The organism is Butyricimonas sp. RTP31003st1_G1_RTP31003_210430, from assembly GCF_040920905.1.
Lineage (GTDB): Bacteria > Bacteroidota > Bacteroidia > Bacteroidales > Marinifilaceae > Butyricimonas > Butyricimonas paravirosa.
Genome location: NZ_JBCOSQ010000022.1, coordinates 26,135 through 43,707, shown reverse-complemented (window position 1 = coordinate 43,707; position 17,573 = coordinate 26,135). Strand labels below are relative to the sequence as shown.

At 41.7% G+C, this 17,573-nt stretch carries 14 protein-coding genes; 8 read left to right on the top strand and 6 right to left on the bottom strand.

Annotated elements, in window-relative coordinates; all coding sequences use genetic code 11:
* Window positions 1–25: 25 nt before the first annotated feature.
* The 4 genes from AB5542_RS08840 to AB5542_RS08825 all read right to left on the bottom strand — a co-directional run bounded on the left by AB5542_RS08840 (window position 26) and on the right by AB5542_RS08825 (window position 5,908).
* A complete protein-coding gene (locus tag AB5542_RS08840; RefSeq protein ID WP_279037158.1) occupies window positions 26–3,388 on the bottom strand; it encodes a SusC/RagA family TonB-linked outer membrane protein in 3,363 nt (1,120 codons plus the stop codon).
* A gap of 68 nt (window positions 3,389–3,456) precedes the next feature.
* Window positions 3,457–4,632 carry a FecR family protein gene (locus AB5542_RS08835; RefSeq protein WP_118260441.1) on the bottom strand — a complete coding sequence of 392 codons (1,176 nt, stop codon included), beginning with the start codon at window positions 4,630–4,632 and terminating at the stop codon, window positions 3,457–3,459.
* A 104-nt stretch (window positions 4,633–4,736) separates the two neighbouring features.
* Entirely contained in the window at window positions 4,737–5,324 is a 588-nt protein-coding gene (locus AB5542_RS08830) for an RNA polymerase sigma factor (RefSeq protein WP_270544456.1), read from the bottom strand.
* 59 nt (window positions 5,325–5,383) lie between these two features.
* Window positions 5,384–5,908, bottom strand: coding sequence for a TlpA family protein disulfide reductase (locus AB5542_RS08825; protein ID WP_279037159.1), 525 nt, complete (start codon window positions 5,906–5,908; stop codon window positions 5,384–5,386).
* Window positions 5,909–6,065: 157 nt separating this feature from the next.
* Here AB5542_RS08825 and AB5542_RS08820 point away from each other — a divergent pair, with 157 nt between their 5' ends.
* Window positions 6,066–6,611 carry a cysteine dioxygenase gene (locus AB5542_RS08820; RefSeq protein ID WP_279037161.1) on the top strand — a complete coding sequence of 182 codons (546 nt, stop codon included), beginning with the start codon at window positions 6,066–6,068 and terminating at the stop codon, window positions 6,609–6,611.
* Window positions 6,612–6,826: 215 nt separating this feature from the next.
* Entirely contained in the window at window positions 6,827–8,203 is a 1,377-nt protein-coding gene (locus AB5542_RS08815; protein WP_118304038.1) for an MFS transporter, read from the top strand.
* Window positions 8,204–8,294: 91 nt separating this feature from the next.
* Here the strand turns inward: AB5542_RS08815 and AB5542_RS08810 are convergent, their stop codons facing one another.
* Window positions 8,295–8,474 carry a hypothetical protein gene (locus AB5542_RS08810; RefSeq protein ID WP_279037163.1) on the bottom strand — a complete coding sequence of 60 codons (180 nt, stop codon included), beginning with the start codon at window positions 8,472–8,474 and terminating at the stop codon, window positions 8,295–8,297.
* A gap of 380 nt (window positions 8,475–8,854) precedes the next feature.
* On the opposite strand from AB5542_RS08810, the gene AB5542_RS08805 reads away from it, so the two are divergent.
* From AB5542_RS08805 to AB5542_RS08790, 4 genes are all read left to right on the top strand, one after another.
* The gene (locus tag AB5542_RS08805; RefSeq protein WP_410521631.1) at window positions 8,855–10,771 is read left to right on the top strand and encodes an AMP-dependent synthetase/ligase; all 1,917 of its coding nucleotides are present in this window, start codon (window positions 8,855–8,857) and stop codon (window positions 10,769–10,771) included.
* A 57-nt stretch (window positions 10,772–10,828) separates the two neighbouring features.
* Window positions 10,829–12,685: a (E)-4-hydroxy-3-methylbut-2-enyl-diphosphate synthase gene (ispG, locus tag AB5542_RS08800; protein WP_279037164.1), complete on the top strand. Its 1,857-nt coding sequence runs from the start codon at window positions 10,829–10,831 to the stop codon at window positions 12,683–12,685.
* Entirely contained in the window at window positions 12,678–14,027 is a 1,350-nt protein-coding gene (locus tag AB5542_RS08795) for an MATE family efflux transporter (RefSeq protein ID WP_279037167.1), read from the top strand. Before ispG ends, AB5542_RS08795 begins: the two co-directional genes overlap by 8 nt.
* 79 nt (window positions 14,028–14,106) lie before the next feature.
* Window positions 14,107–14,724 (top strand): AAA family ATPase, encoded by a 618-nt coding sequence (locus AB5542_RS08790; RefSeq protein WP_151412228.1) that lies wholly within the window; start codon window positions 14,107–14,109, stop codon window positions 14,722–14,724.
* A 66-nt stretch (window positions 14,725–14,790) separates the two neighbouring features.
* Here the strand turns inward: AB5542_RS08790 and AB5542_RS08785 are convergent, their stop codons facing one another.
* Window positions 14,791–15,582, bottom strand: coding sequence for a 4Fe-4S binding protein (locus AB5542_RS08785; protein WP_278365860.1), 792 nt, complete (start codon window positions 15,580–15,582; stop codon window positions 14,791–14,793).
* A 196-nt stretch (window positions 15,583–15,778) separates the two neighbouring features.
* On the opposite strand from AB5542_RS08785, the gene AB5542_RS08780 reads away from it, so the two are divergent.
* Together AB5542_RS08780 and AB5542_RS08775 are read left to right on the top strand one after the other, a co-directional pair.
* On the top strand, window positions 15,779–16,360 hold the full coding sequence (locus AB5542_RS08780) for an RNA polymerase sigma factor (protein WP_087421539.1): 582 nt from the start codon (window positions 15,779–15,781) through the stop codon (window positions 16,358–16,360).
* Between the two features lie 18 nt (window positions 16,361–16,378).
* Window positions 16,379–17,542 carry a FecR family protein gene (locus AB5542_RS08775; RefSeq protein WP_087421540.1) on the top strand — a complete coding sequence of 388 codons (1,164 nt, stop codon included), beginning with the start codon at window positions 16,379–16,381 and terminating at the stop codon, window positions 17,540–17,542.
* Window positions 17,543–17,573 lie beyond the last annotated feature (31 nt).

Below are 17,573 nucleotides of genomic sequence, written 5' to 3'. Positions count from 1 at the left end.
TTGGTATCTTTATTTATTACATTGTTTAAAAAGTAACCTGCAAGGAGAGTGTGTAGGTACGAGCGAAAGGATAAACTGTTCCTCGTTCCATTTTCACTGTCGATGCTCGGAATATATCATTACCGATGGCCGTTACTTTCAATGATTCCATTCCGAGACGGCGTAATTTTTCTACCGGGAAACGATACGAGACACTTAAAGAAGAAAGTTGTACGTAGTTTTCTTTCTCTATAAAACGTGAGGTCGGCATCGTGGTTTCCGTGTTGTCGATCGCTTTAAAACGGGCGATATCTCCTGCTTCTTTCCAACGATCATATAAGACTCTACGATCGGCGTTATTTTTGGGGTTGACGTTTTCAACCTTGTCAACTAATGTCTGGTTATATATGTCGCCCCCGATGCTATATTTGAAAAAGGCATTGAGTTGGAATCCTTTGTACATGAACATTGTACCGAAACTTCCTTCCACGTCGGGATCTGTACAACCCAAGGGCTTATAATTGTCCGTACTCCATTTATCCACTTTATTCCCTTGTTGGTCTAGGAAAATTTCCTGTCCACTATTCGGGTCTATTCCTAATGATTCATTAGCCCAAATGGCATTGATGGATTTCCCTTTTTGATAGCGGACCACGGGGCGATTACTTTTTTGGTCATCATCGGCATTATTTACCTTATCATCTTGCATACGATTGTAAGCGGCCAAAGCATCATTTAATTTTAGGAGTCGATTCCGGTTACTCATCAGGCTGACAAATAAATCCCATTGTAGTTCCTTGCCCGTGTCCCGGATTACAGATCCCCGAATGTTTGTTTCAATTCCTTGGTTTTCGACTTCCCCGAGATTGTCTTTGTATGAATCAAAACCTGTTGAGGGTGCTAATAGAACATCGATTAGCAAGGCTTTGGAATCCTCTTTATAAAAATTCACGTAACCGGACAAGCGACTTGTGAAAAGGGCAAAGTCTAGCCCTATGTTACGTTTTAGGTTTTTCTGCCATTTCAAATCAGTGTTTCCATAACTTTTTAATAATGCGCCGATGCTACCGTTGTAAGTAATACCGTCCACTAAATCGTCTTTGTAGGAGAACATACGGATGGACTGGAAAGGATAAAAATTTTGTCCTCCGGTACTTCCAATAGACCCTCGTAATTTTAAGTTATTTACTATACGAGAGTTTTCAAACCATTTTTCACGATGTATATTCCAGGCAATTCCGATAGAACCGAATGTCCCCCAGCGTTGATTTGCCCCGTATACAGAGGAGCCATCTGTCCGGATGGAAAGGTCTAATAGATAGCGATTATCCCAGCCGTAATTGACATTTCCAGCAAATCCCATTAAACGACTTACCTCGTAGTCTCCTGCAGGTTTGGCTCCGTCTTGGAAAGCTGTTCCCATACCAAAATGGTCCATTTGTTCATTGGGGTAATTTACCGCCGTAACAGAATAACTATCGATGTTACTTTCTCTTACATTCCAAACTGCTGCTAAATTTATATTGTGTTTCATGAATGAGCGGGCATAGTTGAACACAATGTTTGCATCATACGTGAATGTTTTTTGTTCTCCTTTCTGGTAGCTTCCTTTGTATTGTGTCGTTGCAAAATCCGTGTGTGTAGCCGGTTTGAAATCGTCGGTACTTTCTTGTTTGCTGTTTAAGGAGAATTTCCCGCGTAAAGTCATTCCCTCCATGATATTCCATTCTATCGAAAAATTGTTGTTAAATTCGCTATACGTGGATTCATTACGAGTTTTTTTGGCAGCATTGTATAACGGGTTTGTTACGAGTACATCTCCGTCAAGAGTCGGTTCGTAGAGATATTGTTTCACATTCCCGTTTTCATCATACGGATGGAAATAAGGATTTTGATAAGTGTAGGTCGTGAATGAACCGTAAGGAGAGTTTGTACCCTTCACGTTAGAATATGTCAGGTCATTGATGAAACGCAAGTTTTTATAGTTGTATTGTAATTTACTTCCAATTCCTACGGTCCTTCTTCCTGATTTTTTCATAACTCCATCCGTTTTGTTGTAATTTACGGAAAGAGCGTAACGGATAGACGAGTCACCACCCTCTATTAATAAGAAATGTTTGTGCCCGAATCCCAGATCTTTTATCGGTTTGCTGAGCCAGTCTGTATCAATACCCTCTTGTACCCATTTTAATCTTTGATTGTAAAGATCTGTATATCGGTCTCCCATTTCGATGTTGGAGTGAGTGTATAATTTTGCCAGACGTTCATATTCCAGTTTCTCGGTGGCATTCATTAGGTCATAGACACTTAAATCTGCAAACGAAAAATCTCCGGAAAAGGTATAATTTAATCGTAATTTACCAGCTTGTGGTTCTACCGTTTCAACAACGACTACCCCGTTTGATGCCCTTGATCCGTATATGGCTGTTGCGGCGGCATCTTTTAATATGGTGATTGAGGCTACCCTGTTGGGATCTAGGTCGAAAATCTTTTCAGCATTGACTTCGAATCCGTCTAGGATGAATGTTGGCATATTGGGTGAATTTTCGTATTCCGATTGCAGACTTCCTCCACCTCGGATTGTAAATTCTGGAATAGTGTTCGGATCGCTACCCATTTCAATATTATCCAGTAGTTTGAATGACGGGTCTAGTACGGAGAGTGTGGATAGAACGTTGCCGGAAGATACCATGCGTAATTTGTCTCCGGTAAAAGAGGTTGTGGCTCCCGTGTAACTTTCTTTTTTACGGTTATAATATCCCGTGGATACTACGACTTCTTCCAAAGTTTCTATGTCTTCTTCTAGGGTTACGTTTATTTCCTTTTGATTGTTTATTTTCACTTCTTTTGATTGCATTCCGATGAACGAGAATATTAGCACTAGATCTTGCTGTTCAGGTAAAGTTATTTTATATCTTCCTAGACTATCTGTAACAGCACCGATAGATGTTCCTTTGACTAATACGGTTACTCCAATCAGCGATTCACCTTGTTTATCTTTCACGATTCCGGTTATAGTAACTTTTTTTTGTTCTTCCCTTTTCTGAGGGGCCTTCATTAAAATTACAAATTCCCGATTGATTTCGAAGGTTAGGCCTTTGTCTGAAAGTATTTTTTCGAGTAGTTCTTCCAGTTCGATTTTTCCAAAATTTGCATCGACCTTTTCGTTTTTGTTCAACATGTCATTATTGTACATAACGATACAGCCGGTTTGTTTACGGATCTCCTGAAACAACTCTTCGAAAGTGGTTTCTCCCATTTTCATGTTTAGGCGGTATTGTGCCATTATTGTCGCATTTCCTCCTAGCATGAAACAAAATAAAAATACAATTGTCAGTCGCATAGCTAAGAATAATTTCCAACGTTCATTTTTTATAAAAACGAACCCTGTGAGTGGATTTTTTTTCATACATTTGTACTTTAAGTTAATAAAACTTGATTTGGACCGAAAGGTGGTGCGAACACCTGACGGTCTTTTTATTTCTGAAATACTTGAATTACATTTCCGTTTACTTTAAAATAGACATTTGAAGTTTTCTCTATGAATTCAAGCATGAATTTTAGAGTGTTACTTCGCTTTATGGCTCCTGTAAATTTGAATTGACGTGTCGTTTCATTCACGAAAAAGAAGTCTACATCGTACCAGCGACTAAGTTGAACAATTAGCTGTCCCAGCGGCATATCGTAAAACTCAAACATCCCTTCTTTCCAAGATACATAACTGGTAATATTTACTTGTTGTTTTTTCATTTCTTCGGAAATATTGTTGGAAACAGCCTGCCAACCTGGCTCTAAGATACATTTCTCGTTCTGGTTGTAAACCTCGACTTTTCCTTGAACGAGGGTTATGGCTGTAAGCTCCTCGTCCTCGTAGGCACTGACGTTGAATGATGTCCCGAGTACTTTTGTGTTCGTGTGTGGTGTGTGTACAATAAAAGGGTGAAGGGAGTCTTTTTTTACTTCAAAATAAGCCTCCCCTTTCACGTGGACTTCCCGTGTATTACCCATGAATCGGACGGGGTATTTTAATTCTGTTTCAGAATTTAACCATACTTTCGTTCCATCAGATAAGGTAAGAATATATTCTCCGCCACGAGAAACAACAAGGGTATTGAATTCCATATCTTCATCTAATTCCCGTGTCGCAAAAGAATCGGTAATTTCATATTTTAATCCGGAAGATTCTTCGTCTTTGATGATAGTATGTTTAGTTTCTAGCTCGAAGTTATTGTTCGTGTGTAATAGAACTTTTTTCCCGTCATTAAGGATAAGAGTGGCTTTGGGACTACCGGTTTTTACTTGGGCTAGGTCCATTGTTGTTTTCTCGGGAAGAGGTTCATAAGAAATGAATTTTATTATGGCAAAAAGAAACAGACAAGCTGCTGTAACTCCTGATATGAAGTGTTTCCAATGAATAGATTTCTTTTTACTTATTAGTCGGGAGTTTAATTTTTCTCTTCCTTTCTTGGAATCAATCTGTTCCCATGTTTGGGCGTATGTCAGTTGGTAATGGGTCCGGCTTAATTTTTCGAATAGCTCTTTATTTTCTTCGCTTGTGTTTAACCAGCTTTGAACGAGTTCTATTTGTTCCCGTGAGGCTTTTCCTCTCCAACATGCTTGAATGGCTTGAAATATGTTATCGCTTATTTCCATCTTTCCATGTAACTTTTATTAGTTAAACAGATTTTTGGTTTGGGCGGGTGAATGAATTTGGAAAAAAATTGAAAGAAAAAAATATGTGCCTGATAAATAGATGATTAGAAGGAGTTTTGTTGAAACTTTCGAGGAAATAACATGAAAAGAAGGAATATTTTTTTATATCCTTTTAATTCAGATCGTAATTCTTTCATTCCTGCTTTCAATAATGTTTTTACAGTATTGATGGAGACGTCTAATTTATTTGCCGTTTCTTGGTATGTACATCCTTGGCACATGACTAATTGAACAACACGTTGTGTTTTTTCAGGAAGTTTCCGAACAGCAGTCAAGACTGTTTCGATGGCAGTTTCGTCTAGTTGATTGGATTCCTCTTCGGCAATAGAATAATGAGGTAAATCTAATTGTTCTGTAAATAATCCTTGTTTGGCTATTTGGTTTATGCAAGCGTTTTTTACAATAGTGAAAAGAAAAGTGGAAAGAGCATGGGGATGAATGTGTCTGTAAAGTTCCTTTTCCCATATTTTTACGAATTGTTCTAGTACAATGTCCTCTGCCTCTGGTAAATCATGAAGCAGAGTATTGGCGAATAGGACTAAAGGTTTATAATACCGTTCGAATAAGGTATTCATGCCTTGTTTTTTCCCGGCTTGTAGTAAAGCTATTATTTGTGCATCACTGACGCTCATATCATATCCCCGTGTTTTGTACAAAAATAGGAATAATTTATTTTGTTGAAAGAGAAAAATTACAAAACCTTATTGATCAATTGTTCTATTTTTTGAATGAGTTGTTCAGTTGACAGGTTCATTTGCTCAACGGCCATCCAGGTCACGATGTTGTCCCGGTTGACGAGATAGACTCGGGGAATGGTGCTATTGGCAAAAAGGGAAAAGACTTTTTCGTCCGGGTCAAGGTAGAACGGCATCGTGAAGTTTTGTTCTTTCCAGAAAGCGTTGACGACTTCGGCTGTTTCCCCGCGGGAGATGGTGACGAGTCGGAAGGTGGGCTGGTCTTTCAGTTCATTCCACACGCTGTCAATCTTCGGGAGTTCCCGCTTGCAATCGCCACAGGTGGTAACGAAGAAAACCAACAGGGTTGTGTTTCCCGATAAATCTTCACTATGAAGTTCTTCTCCGGTTGCGTTTTTCACGGTGAATTCCGGTAATTTGTCGTTTTCTTCGATGTAATTTATGACATCTTCTTTTTCGTCTTTAATACAAGAAAGAAGAAGTAATATAAATGCAAGTAACGTGACGAATATTGTTTTCATCTTTTACGAATTCTGTTTCAATTAGACCGTGAAATTAGCGAATAACATCGAATTATAAAAATATTACGTATTTTTTACCTTGTGAAGTAAGTATATATACACAAGCGGGGAGCCAGGAAATCGTGTATGTTTGTATGCGGTAAAAAAGAAGAATAGTATGAATAAGATATTGCAAGAAGATTTTGACTTGACTCCGTGTATGGTTGCCGGATATGAAAGTTTTATGGGTGGTTTGTTGAATATCGTACATTCCGGGCCGATCTGCGAGGGCGTGGGAGAACAGATCAAGTCGTATGTGCTGGATTTTGTGCAAAATCACCCGTTGGATTCTTTTGATCGCTTTTCGGATGAGACCTACATGCGGAATTATATTGGCAGGGACGAATCCGGTTGGGAGGCTATCGTGATGTCGTGGAAGAAAGGAAACCGTACGGCCATTCATGCTCATCCCCAGTTTGCTGGTTACACGTTTGCCGATGGGGAATTTTTGGTTGAGGTTTTTGAACCTTTTAAAGAGGGGATCCGTCTGGTTCAAGAGATGACAATTAGCGATATTCACGGGTTATATGCTATCGGTGAGGCCGGTAAATTCAACAATCATATTCACCGGATTACCTGTTTAAGCGATACGGCTCACAGTTTACACGTGTATTCGGACGATGCGTTGAAAGGGGAAAAACTGGACGAACAAGTGATTTATTAATTTTAGGTTTTGGATTTTAGCTCCTATCGATTAAGTGATTTAATGATTTTCGATTAAGTGATTTTAATCACCCAATCATCGAATCGGCAATCACGGAATCTTTTTCATTCTAAACTCTAAATTCTACATTACTTTAAACTTTTCTTCATTTTCAATTGTAAAATATTATTTTTGTCGGCGTGTGTAAATGTTAGTAATAAATTAATAGTATGAGTGTGACAACAGAAAAGAAAGAGAAAGTAAAGTTTAGTAAAGCGTTTTGGGTTGCCAACACGGTAGAATTGTTAGAGCGTGCCGCTTATTACGGGGTGTTCGTCGTGATCACGTTATATTTGAGTAACGTCTTGGGATTTACGGATATTCAGGCGGCCACTATCGCGGGAGTTTTTTCCGCTTGTTTGTATTTATTGCCGACATTTTCGGGTGCGCTTGCCGATAAGATCGGTTTTCGTAAGTCAATGTTATTGGCGTTTACTTTATTGTCGTTAGGTTATTTGGGATTGGGATTATTCCCGAATTTTCTGGCCTCGACGGGATTGGTTGAGTATGGTTACGTGACAAAGTTTACGGGATTGCAGGAAAGCGGTTATCGCTACGGGATTATTCCGATCATGATTCTGATTATCGTGGGAGGATCATTCATCAAGAGTGTGATTTCCGGTACGGTGGCCAAAGAGACGGACGAGAAAAATCGGGCAAGAGGGTTTGCTATTTTTTACGGAATGGTGAATATCGGAGCTTTCTCCGGAAAGGTTCTTGTCACCCCGTTACGTGATGCTATGGGGCATGAGGGGATGATCGTGTTGAATTATTTCTCCGCGGGAATGACTTTTCTCGCGTTGATTGCGATTTATTTGTTTTACAAGAGTGATAAACACGCCGGGGAGGGAAAGACTTTCGGGCAGATATGGACGGCTTTGGTGAAAGTTTGTACTAACGGACGGTTGATTGTTTTGATCTTGATTATTACCGGGTTCTGGATGGTACAACATCAGTTGTATGCCACGATGCCGAAATACGTGACCCGTTTGGCGGGAGAGGCAAGTGCTATCGGTTGGTATGCTAACGTAAATCCTTTGGTGGTCGTGTTGACGGTGAATCTGGTGACTTCGCTGATGCGTAAAAAGTCAGCTTTGTTCTCCATGACTTGTGGTATGTTCATCATGCCGATCTCGGCTTTGTGTATGGCCTCCGGGAATATGTTGGGCGGTGGTGAGATTCTTGGATTGCATCCGGTGGCGTTTATGATGATCGTGGGAATCGTGTTCCAGGGATTGGCAGAAGTGTTTATTTCTCCTCGTTTTTTGGAATATTTCTCTTTACAAGCGCCGAAGGGAGAAGAAGGAATGTATTTGGGTTTTAGTCATCTACACTCCTTTTTGTCATCCATTTTCGGGTTCGGGTTGTCCGGGTTCTTGCTGAGTAAATATTGCCCTGCCCGTGAATTATATAGTAGCGAGGCCGATTGGATGGCTGCCTCTGCAAATGCGCATTACATCTGGTATTACTTTGCGGCAATTGCTTTGGTATCAGCCGTGGCCCTGATTATTTACGGGAAAGTGGTACGTCGGTTGGATGCGAAGAAAGCGTAAATGTTATTAAACCTCTTGTTATTCTTAAAAGTCATTGCGTAATTTGTGTAGCATAAAAAGTACTGCACAAATTATGCAATAATTATCTTGCTTATAATGAATGATATTCGAGAGAGGGCGTATTGTGTGTAAAACTGGGGATATGGAATTCATCCGGTTGAAACACTTCCTTTGACGAGGGTACTTGGTCTTGAGTTTTGATATAATTATTTATTGCTATCGTTGTTCCGATAAGGAAAAGAACGATAGCCAGGATTAATGCTCTTATCATGGCTTTCGATTTTTGGTGAATTTGATTTTACGGGAAATGCGATGATAAGGTTACAATGCAGGCCTTTGGCGGTGTTTACTTCATCAGTTCTTTGCTTTTTTGTTTTAGGGATTCACCTTTCAGGTTGATAGCGATGATTTTAGTTCGGAACCGTGATAAGGCCATAGTAAACAGTCTTATTCAATGGCTTCCAGCCACTCGGATTTATCGCTATCCAGAGAAATACTGATGATTTCCAAGTCTTGGGAATTGAATTCATTGTAGAGAGCTACCATTTCCGGATTTGTTTCCCGACAGATCTAGAATGAAAAGTTCCTTACGGTAACGAATGGTCGGTTTTCTTCGTAAGAATTTCCAAATTCTTTGTTAGCTTTGTGGGAATGATGAAAGATATGAAGACGGTTATAGATTTATTTGAAAGAAGTTGCGAAAAGTTTCCGGATAATCCTTATTTATGGGAAAAGAAAAACGGGAAATTTGCGGCTACATCATATATGGAGGTAAAGCGAGAAGCATTGAACTTCGCGGGTGCTTTGTGCCAATTGGGAATGGACAGGGGAGACCGGATTGCATTGTTAAGCGAAGGCTGTAATGCTTGGGTGTACTCGGAATTGGGGATGTTATACGCCGGAGGCGTGAATGTGCCGCTATCCATAAAGTTGACGGATAACGAAATTGTTTTTCGGGTGGAACACTCTCAAGCTCGTTTTTTGATCGTGTCCGCAAACTTTTTGAATCGAGTTCGGGGAATTGAAGGGCGAATCGGAGGGGTGGAAAAGATTATCGTGATACATTCAGATATAAATGAAGGTAAATACGTGTCCTTTGAGTTGTTACAACGAGAAGGGGAGATTTGGCGGGGAGAACACAAGGAGTTGCTGAATGACCGGATTTATGCCGTGACGGAGGATGATCTGGTAAATATTTCTTATACTTCGGGGACGACGGCGGAGCCGAAAGGAATCATGTTGTCCCACCGGAATTACGTGACGAACGTGTTGCAATCAGATTCCTTGATACAAATCCCGGCATATTATCGGATATTATTGTTTTTACCATGGGATCATAGTTTTGCCCATACGGTAGGGCTTTACTCTTTTATGTATAACGGGGCCTCGCTGGTTTCTGTCGATTACGGGCAGTCGGGAATGGAGTATTTGCGTAATATCCCGGTGAATTTGCAGGAAGTGAAACCTCATATATTATTGAGCGTACCTGCCTTGGCGAAAAATTTCCGCAAGAATATCGAGGCGGGGATCAAAGCGAAAGGACGTTTTACAGATCGGTTTTATCATCTGGGATTGAAGATTGCTTATACATATAATGGTTTTGGGGACGATCGGGGACGAGGATGGAGGGCGTTGCTGAAACCTTTGGTGAAATTGTGGGATTCTCTTTTATTCTCTAAACTTCGGAAACAGGTATTTGGCGGGAACCTTCGTTTTTTCGTGGGCGGTGAAGCCTTGCTGGATATTGAATTACAGCGTTACTATGCGGCTTTGGGAATTCCGATGTTTCAAGGGTATGGTTTGTCGGAGGCCTCTCCCGTGATCAGCTCGAACACCCCCGGGCGTTATCGTTTCGGTTCTTCCGGGATATTGGTAAAACCGATTGATTTGAAAGTTTGTGATGAGGAAGGACAGGAATTACCTCAAGGACAAAAAGGGGAGTTGTGGATAAGAGGAGGAAATGTGATGGCTGGATACTGGCGAAACGAGAAGAGTACGGCCGAGACGATCGTGGACGGCTGGCTGCATACAGGCGATTTGGGGTATTTACATCCCGATGGCTGGTTGTACGTGCTGGGGCGTTTCAAATCCTTACTGATCGCGAATGACGGAGAGAAATACAGCCCGGAAGGAATCGAGGAGACCATTGCCGAACAGTCGAAATATATAGATTATTGTATATTATATAATAATCAATCCCCGTACACCGCCGGGTTGATTGTCCCGAATAAAATGGCGTTACGGGAGTATATCGAGAAACAGGATGTTGAATCGGATTCTATGGATGCTTACCGGGTTATGTTGAAAAAGATCCAGAGTGAGCTGATGGCTTACCGGGTAGGTGGGAAACACGCTCATTTATTTCCGGAAAGGTGGCTGCCTGCCGTCGTGGCCGTGTTACCGGAGGCGCTGAACGAACAGAATGGCATGATAAATTCGACCATGAAAGTCGTAAGAGCTAAAGTTTATGACCGATTTAAAGAAGAAATCGATTATCTTTACACCCCGGAAGGAAAAGAAATTACGAATAAACGTAACCTTCAGAATTTAAAGCAATTAATATCTTGAATTGAAAGTCAGAAAGTGTAATCATTTTCAATTTTCAATTTTCAATTTTCAATTATTATGAAGCGTCGATCTACGAAACAAGTTAAGATTGGAGAAATATATATTGGATCGGAGTATCCGGTTTTGGTACAATCCATGTTAAATACCGATACGATGAATACGGAAGCTTGTGTGGAACAAGCTATACGGATTATCGAGGCGGGAGGAAAGTTGGTGAGGATTACGGCTCCCGGAATAAAGGAGGCTAAAAATCTGGAAAATATTCACGCGGAGCTACGTCGGAGAGGTTACACGACTCCGCTTTCCGCGGATATTCATTTTAACCCGGAGGCGGCGATTGAGGCTGCCAGACACGTGGAGAAAGTACGTATCAATCCGGGGAATTTTGTGGATAAACGGGCGACTTTCAAAACATTGACTTATACGGACGAGGAATATGCCGCGGAGTTAGAGCGTTTGCGTGAAAAGTTCACGGCATTTCTGGACGTGTGCCGGGAATACGGGACGGCGGTGCGGATAGGTACGAATCATGGATCTTTGTCTGACCGGATTATGAGCCGTTACGGGAATACACCTGCCGGAATGGTGGAGGCAACCATGGAATACCTGCGGGTGTGCCGGGACGTGAAATTTGATGATGTCGTGATTTCCTTGAAATCGAGTGATTGCCGGGTGATGGTTGAGGCAGTGCGTCTGCTTGTGAAGGAGATGGAGAAAGAGGGGATGGATTACCCGTTGCATCTGGGAGTGACTGAAGCCGGAGAAGGAGAGGACGGAAGAATTCGTTCTGCCGTGGGTATAGGTACTTTATTAAATGAAGGATTAGGCGATACGATCCGGGTATCCTTGACTGAGGAACCGGAACAGGAGATTCCCGTGGCGAATCTTTTAAATGAGATTTGTTGTTTACAGGATTTGAAAACGGAACCGATTCATTTGGAAGGGCATTACTCTCATCCCGTGATTGTAGCGGATATTTCTAAGGTGGAATGTCTTGACGAGGCTGTGATGGCCGGTCTGGATTTTCACGTGGCGACAGAGAATGATCCCGTGTATGGCGATATGTTGCAAGGTGGGATGCGGTCTCCGGAGATGATCTACACGGAGGCATTGGGACCGGAGTTGACGAAATTACCGGATTCCGTGACCGTGGTCGTTCCTTTTGATAGTCTGGATATTGCCCACGTGTATAATCGTAAGGCGGTCGCCTTGATTGATGCCAAAGATTTCGTCCGGCTATCGAAACCCGTGGAGGGGGATGGTATTGTCGTGGAAGTGCGCGACGTGGAAGTGATAAATACCGAGCTTGCCGAAAAGTTGGAACGGGAGAAAAATGCGATCGTGGTGTTGAATCTTGAGCGTCCTTCTAGCACTTTGTATCGTTTGTACTTGGGAGAGTTGAAACGTTTAGGGATAATGAACCGGGTAATTGTACGGGCCATGTTTGACGAGTCGGATTCCAACAGGTTGAGTTTGTGGATGGCAGCTCATCTGGGTGGTTTATTCCTTGACAGACTGGTTTATGGCTTGTGGTTGTCATGTCCCGGTATTCCGGATATGTTCTACGGGGTACATTTGAGTCAGGATATATTGCAATCGGCAGGAGTGCGTCGTTATAAAACAGAGTTTATCAGTTGTCCCGGATGTGGGCGAACATTATATAATTTGCAGGAGTCCGTGGCGAAAGTAAAGAAAGCATTTGCTCATCTGAGTCGTTTGAAGATTGCCGTGATGGGGTGTATCGTGAACGGACCCGGTGAAATGGGGGATGCGGACTATGGTTATGTGGGTGCCGGAAACGGGAAAGTGAATCTATTCCGGGGAAAAGAGATGGTGCGTGTGGCCGTGCCGGAGGAAGAAGCCATTGAGGCATTGAAACAATTAATAAAAGAGAACGGAGATTGGAATGACTGATACAAGAGATACCGCACCTTTAGTTTTAGGTACCGAGAAGATCGGAAAATTGTTGATGCAATACGCTATCCCGGCGATTATTGCCATGACGGCCTCTTCACTTTATAACATGGTAGATAGTATATTTATCGGTCATGGAGTGGGACCATTGGCGATTGCGGGATTGGCTATTACATTCCCGTTTATGAATCTGGCAGCGGCTTTCGGGTCGTTGGTGGGGGTAGGGGCATCGACGTTGGTTGCTATTAAATTGGGACAGAAAGACAAGGAGAGTGCTACTCATGTTTTGGGGAACGTGGTGATGCTGAACGGGATTATCGGCTTGGTATTTATGACCGTGGCATTGCTTTTCCTTGATCCGATATTGCTCTTTTTCGGGGCGAGTCCGGACACGTTACCTTATGCAAGGGAATATATGCAGGTGATTTTGGCGGGAAATCTCGTCACGCATATTTATATGGGGTTGAACGAGGTTTTAAGAGCTTCGGGTTATCCACAAAAAGCGATGGCTGCTACTTTGACGGCTGTTATCGTGAATTGTGGGTTGGATGCTTTGTTTATTTTAGGTTTCGGCTGGGGAATCCGGGGTGCAGCTTTGGCAACCATTGCCGCACAGGTTATTGCTTTAGGGTTTGAAATCCACCATTTTTCAAGGAAAAAGAGTTTTTTACATTTCCAACGTGGAATCTTCGGGTTGAAACGTCAGATCGTGGGAGGAATGTTGGCCATCGGGTTATCTCCTTTCTTGATGAATCTTTGTGCTTGTTTTGTTGTGATCTTGATCAACAAGAGTTTGAAAACGTATGGAGGGGATTTGGCTATCGGGGCGTATGGTATTGTAAACAGGATCGTCTTTTTGTTTATCATGATCGTGATGGGATTTAACCAAGGAATGCAGCCTATTGCGGGGTATAATTTTGGAGCCCGGCAGTTCGACCGTTTGATTCAGGTATTGAAATATACCATCTTTTGTGGTGTGACTGTTACGACAGTCGGTTTTCTGGCGGGACAGATTTTTCCCCGGCCATTGATTTACCTTTTCACATCGGACGAAACTTTAACTAATATTGCCGTGGAAGGTCTGCGTATCGTGTTACTATTCTTCCCGGTTGTCGGTTTCCAGATGGTGACATCCAGTTTCTTCCAATCTATCGGGATGGCCAAGAAGGCGATCTTTTTGTCGTTGACACGACAGTTGCTATTCTTGATCCCGTCATTATTGGTGTTCCCATCCATTTGGGGAACGATCGGAGTCTGGATGAGTATGCCGGTTGCGGATGCCATCGCGACGATCGTGGCGGCCTGTATGTTAAGATGGCAACTAAAACATCTGAAAGCATGAAGAAATTTATATTATGGCGGGTTACAGGTTCAAAAAAAATCGATAGCTTTGTAGAAGAATAGATTTAAAAGATCAAAATATGGATAATAAATTTGTTATTACAATAGGCCGCCAATTCGGAAGTTGTGGTAAAGAGATCGGACAAGAGTTGGCAAAACGTTTCGGGATTACCTTCTATGACAAGGAATTAATTTCCCTCGCATCGAAAGAAAGCGGTTTGTGTCAGGAGTTTTTCGAGAAGGCGGATGAAAAGAATTCCGGAAACTTGTTACAGGCTTTTGCTGCCGGATTTACCTTTGGGCCCTTCCAGTACAATGATTTTCTTTCTAATGATAAGCTTTTTCAAATCCAGTCGGACGTGATTCGTAAGGTGGCAGGCGAACATTCCTGTGTGATCGTGGGACGTTGTGCCGATTACATCTTGCGTGACAATAAACGTTGTATCAACGTGTTTGTTCATGCAGATATAGAAGAACGCGTGAAGACAGTGATGAATCGTCAACATATATCGGAACAGGAAGCCCGTGAGTTGATTCGCAAGATGGACAAAACTCGTCCGAATTATTATAATTTCTACTCAGATAAAGAGTGGGGAGTGGCATCGTCTTACCATCTATCTGTTGACTCAGGTCTATTGGGAGTACACAAAACGGTGGACTTTATCCAAAAGTTTGTGGAAGAAGCACTGAAAGACTGAATGATTTTTGATTTACGATTTATGATTGAAAAATAGCCAATCATAAATCGTAAATCAAGAAATACTTTAGCGAGTTGGGTAGAAAAGTTCCGGTTCTTTTCTCTCGTGGAAGTTCTTGAAGAGAAATTCTGAAAAAGGAGTGTTGAAAACTCTGGCTCCGTTAGGACATTCCTTCACGCAAGCACAACATTTAATACAAATTTCGGGATCGCTCACGATCTCTTCTTTTAATTCGATGGTTTCAACGGGACAGATTTCGATACAATATTGACATTGTGTACACAGTTCGTCAATGGTGATCGGGGTTGCCGGAGTTTTAGGTTTATTCTCTTTATACGGGAAATTCCCTTTTACCTGTAAAGCTGGTACTTTTGTTATATCGGTATATTGATCCAGTTGCTTTATAATATTCTTTCCGAATTCGACCGCTATTTGTATGTCGGATACATCGGGACGTCCGGCTGCCGTGGGAAATTCCTCCGTGCTATACGAGTGTTCCCCGATAAAGGCTCCACCGGCAACAGGGATAAAACCCAGTTGTTTCACGGTGTCCCGTAATTCAAGTAAGGCATCCTCGTAATCCCGATTTCCATAAAGAACAACAATGATAGCCGGGGTGTTATCTCCTTTTATTTTTTGTAGCCTTTCCAATGCCGTTGGGGCTACTCTCCCCGCATAGGTTGGAACACCGATGATTGTGAGTGTGTCCGATGGTATTGTTTTTTGATCTGCGAACGGGTAAGTTAAATCAATCTCTTTATTTATTATAATATTCATTCCTTCTGCAATCGTCGTAACGATTTTTGCAGAGGTATGAGTCGGTGAAAAATATACGGGTTGAATACTCTTTATTTGCATAATGTTCTCTGTTTCTAGATTATTGTTTTCAGCAAAGGTAAGGATTATTTAGTATATTCGTTTTCTGTTACTAATTTTCACATTTTACAAGTGGTTTGTGAAAAATATAATCATATTCTGTAAAAAAAGTCATATTTGCCTCACCCCTTTTATGGCGTTTTCGTGCTTTAGGGGAAAAGGCACTAATAATTAAATAATGGTTGTAGAAAAAATTCAAATAGAAACGTCAGAAATAGACTTGAAAGATACTCAGATTTTCAAGGCTATTTTTAATATGTTCTATCCCCGGGCCTATGCTTTCACGCTAAAGTTACTCCGGGATGAGGTCATTAGTGCGGATATTACTCAAGAAGCTTTTCTCTATATGTGGGAAAAAGCATATCGTTTTCCGGATATGATATCGTTTAAATCTTATTTATACAGTTGTCTGAAAAATAAGACCTTAAACTATATTCGGGATCATAAGGTGGAACGGAATATGGAAGAATTGGAAGATGTTTTTGTCGATGAAGTTTCTATCGATCATCTGGTTATCGAGCATGAGTTGAAAGCCAGAATATTGGAAGAGATCAATAAACTGTCGGATGTGAAACGGGAGATCATGTTGTTACGCATGAAAGGGTATAGCTATGACGAGATCTCGGAAGAATTATCTCTGAGTATTAATACGGTGAAAACGCATAAAAAACAGGCATATAAGGATTTGAAAGTCCATTTGTCGGATTATAACCAGTGCCTTCTGATATTGGTTTCGCTGTTGGTTGCATGTTTTTGTTAATAGATAAAAAGTATATTCATGAAAAGGATACGGAAGGATATCGAAATTAGTGATTTGATTTATAAATCTCTTCGGGGAGAGACCTCAAAAAGCGAGGACGAATTGTTGGAGGCATGGTGTTTGGAACCGAGGAACCGGAAATTATTCATGGAGCTTCGGGAGGCTGACCATCTTTACGAGGGGGTGGCAGATATGTATAATGTGGATACCAAGGTACCTTTTAAGAACGTGGATGATCGGATCAGGAAAAAGAAACGAGTACGTTTGATGAAGTATGTTTCGGGTGTTGCGGCCGTGTTATTGGTGGGAGTGGTGCTTTGGGGTTTGATGGAAAAGGAAGAAAAGATGCCGGTGAGGCAGGTGTTACTTTCTTCCGTATCAAAAGGAAAGATGGAACCTTTTGCGACATTAGTGACCACGGCGGGAAAGGTGGTTTATCTGGAGGACTCTGTAAAACAAGAGTCTTTGAAGATGGGGGGAAATAAGGAGACTTTGAAACCGCAGGAAAGTGAGCGGGACGTACAATCTGTTCCCGAGCAAGAAGTAGAATACAACGTGTTGACGACCTCAAAACAAGGAAATATAAAGGTGGTTTTGTACGATGGTAGTCTCGTGTGGCTGAATGCTGGGAGTGAATTGCGATATCCGAATACGTTCGTTGAAAACCAGCGGGTTGTGTATTTGAAAGGGGAGGCTTATTTTGATGTGGCAAAAGATCACGGTCATCCCTTTGTGGTGAAAACGATCTCTTCCGAGATCAGTGTGTTAGGAACAAGTTTTAACGTGAACGCCCGAGAAAATTCGTGTGTTACGACCTTGGTGGAAGGGCGTGTGAGAATGAAACATGGAATGTTGGATAGCGTGGAATTATGCGCTGGGCAACAAGCTTTGCTTACCGGGGTTGGGAAAATACGAGTGCAGGTAGTTGATACGAGATATTACACGAGTTGGATGGATAACATGTTTGCCTTCCGGGAGGCTCCGTTACGGGAAATTGCAGACGTGCTGGAGAATTGGTACGGGTGTGAATGTCGTTTTGAGAACTCTGCTTTGGAAAATATTCCCTACACGACAATGGTGGAAAGGTATTCGGATGTGGATAGTGTGTTGCAGATTTTGGCAGGTACGGGTGATTTCCATTACACGAGAATAGGTGATTTAATCATTATAAAAGAAAAATAGGCAAAGAGCCTTCACTCCCTTTACCTATTTG

What these genes read in the sequence shown, in the direction of transcription:
- AB5542_RS08810 (WP_279037163.1), bottom strand. Translation starts at nt 8,474, where the DNA reads ATGATAAGAGCATTAATCCTGGCTATCGTTCTTTTCCTTATCGGAACA.
- ispG (WP_279037164.1), top strand. Translation starts at nt 10,829, where the DNA reads ATGAAGCGTCGATCTACGAAACAAGTTAAGATTGGAGAAATATATATT.
- AB5542_RS08835 (WP_118260441.1), bottom strand. Translation starts at nt 4,632, where the DNA reads ATGGAAATAAGCGATAACATATTTCAAGCCATTCAAGCATGTTGGAGA.
- AB5542_RS08830 (WP_270544456.1), bottom strand. Translation starts at nt 5,324, where the DNA reads ATGAGCGTCAGTGATGCACAAATAATAGCTTTACTACAAGCCGGGAAA.
- AB5542_RS08795 (WP_279037167.1), top strand. Translation starts at nt 12,678, where the DNA reads ATGACTGATACAAGAGATACCGCACCTTTAGTTTTAGGTACCGAGAAG.
- AB5542_RS08840 (WP_279037158.1), bottom strand. Translation starts at nt 3,388, where the DNA reads ATGAAAAAAAATCCACTCACAGGGTTCGTTTTTATAAAAAATGAACGT.
- AB5542_RS08825 (WP_279037159.1), bottom strand. Translation starts at nt 5,908, where the DNA reads ATGAAAACAATATTCGTCACGTTACTTGCATTTATATTACTTCTTCTT.
- AB5542_RS08790 (WP_151412228.1), top strand. Translation starts at nt 14,107, where the DNA reads ATGGATAATAAATTTGTTATTACAATAGGCCGCCAATTCGGAAGTTGT.
- AB5542_RS08775 (WP_087421540.1), top strand. Translation starts at nt 16,379, where the DNA reads ATGAAAAGGATACGGAAGGATATCGAAATTAGTGATTTGATTTATAAA.
- AB5542_RS08785 (WP_278365860.1), bottom strand. Translation starts at nt 15,582, where the DNA reads ATGCAAATAAAGAGTATTCAACCCGTATATTTTTCACCGACTCATACC.
- AB5542_RS08780 (WP_087421539.1), top strand. Translation starts at nt 15,779, where the DNA reads ATGGTTGTAGAAAAAATTCAAATAGAAACGTCAGAAATAGACTTGAAA.
- AB5542_RS08805 (WP_410521631.1), top strand. Translation starts at nt 8,855, where the DNA reads ATGATGAAAGATATGAAGACGGTTATAGATTTATTTGAAAGAAGTTGC.
- AB5542_RS08820 (WP_279037161.1), top strand. Translation starts at nt 6,066, where the DNA reads ATGAATAAGATATTGCAAGAAGATTTTGACTTGACTCCGTGTATGGTT.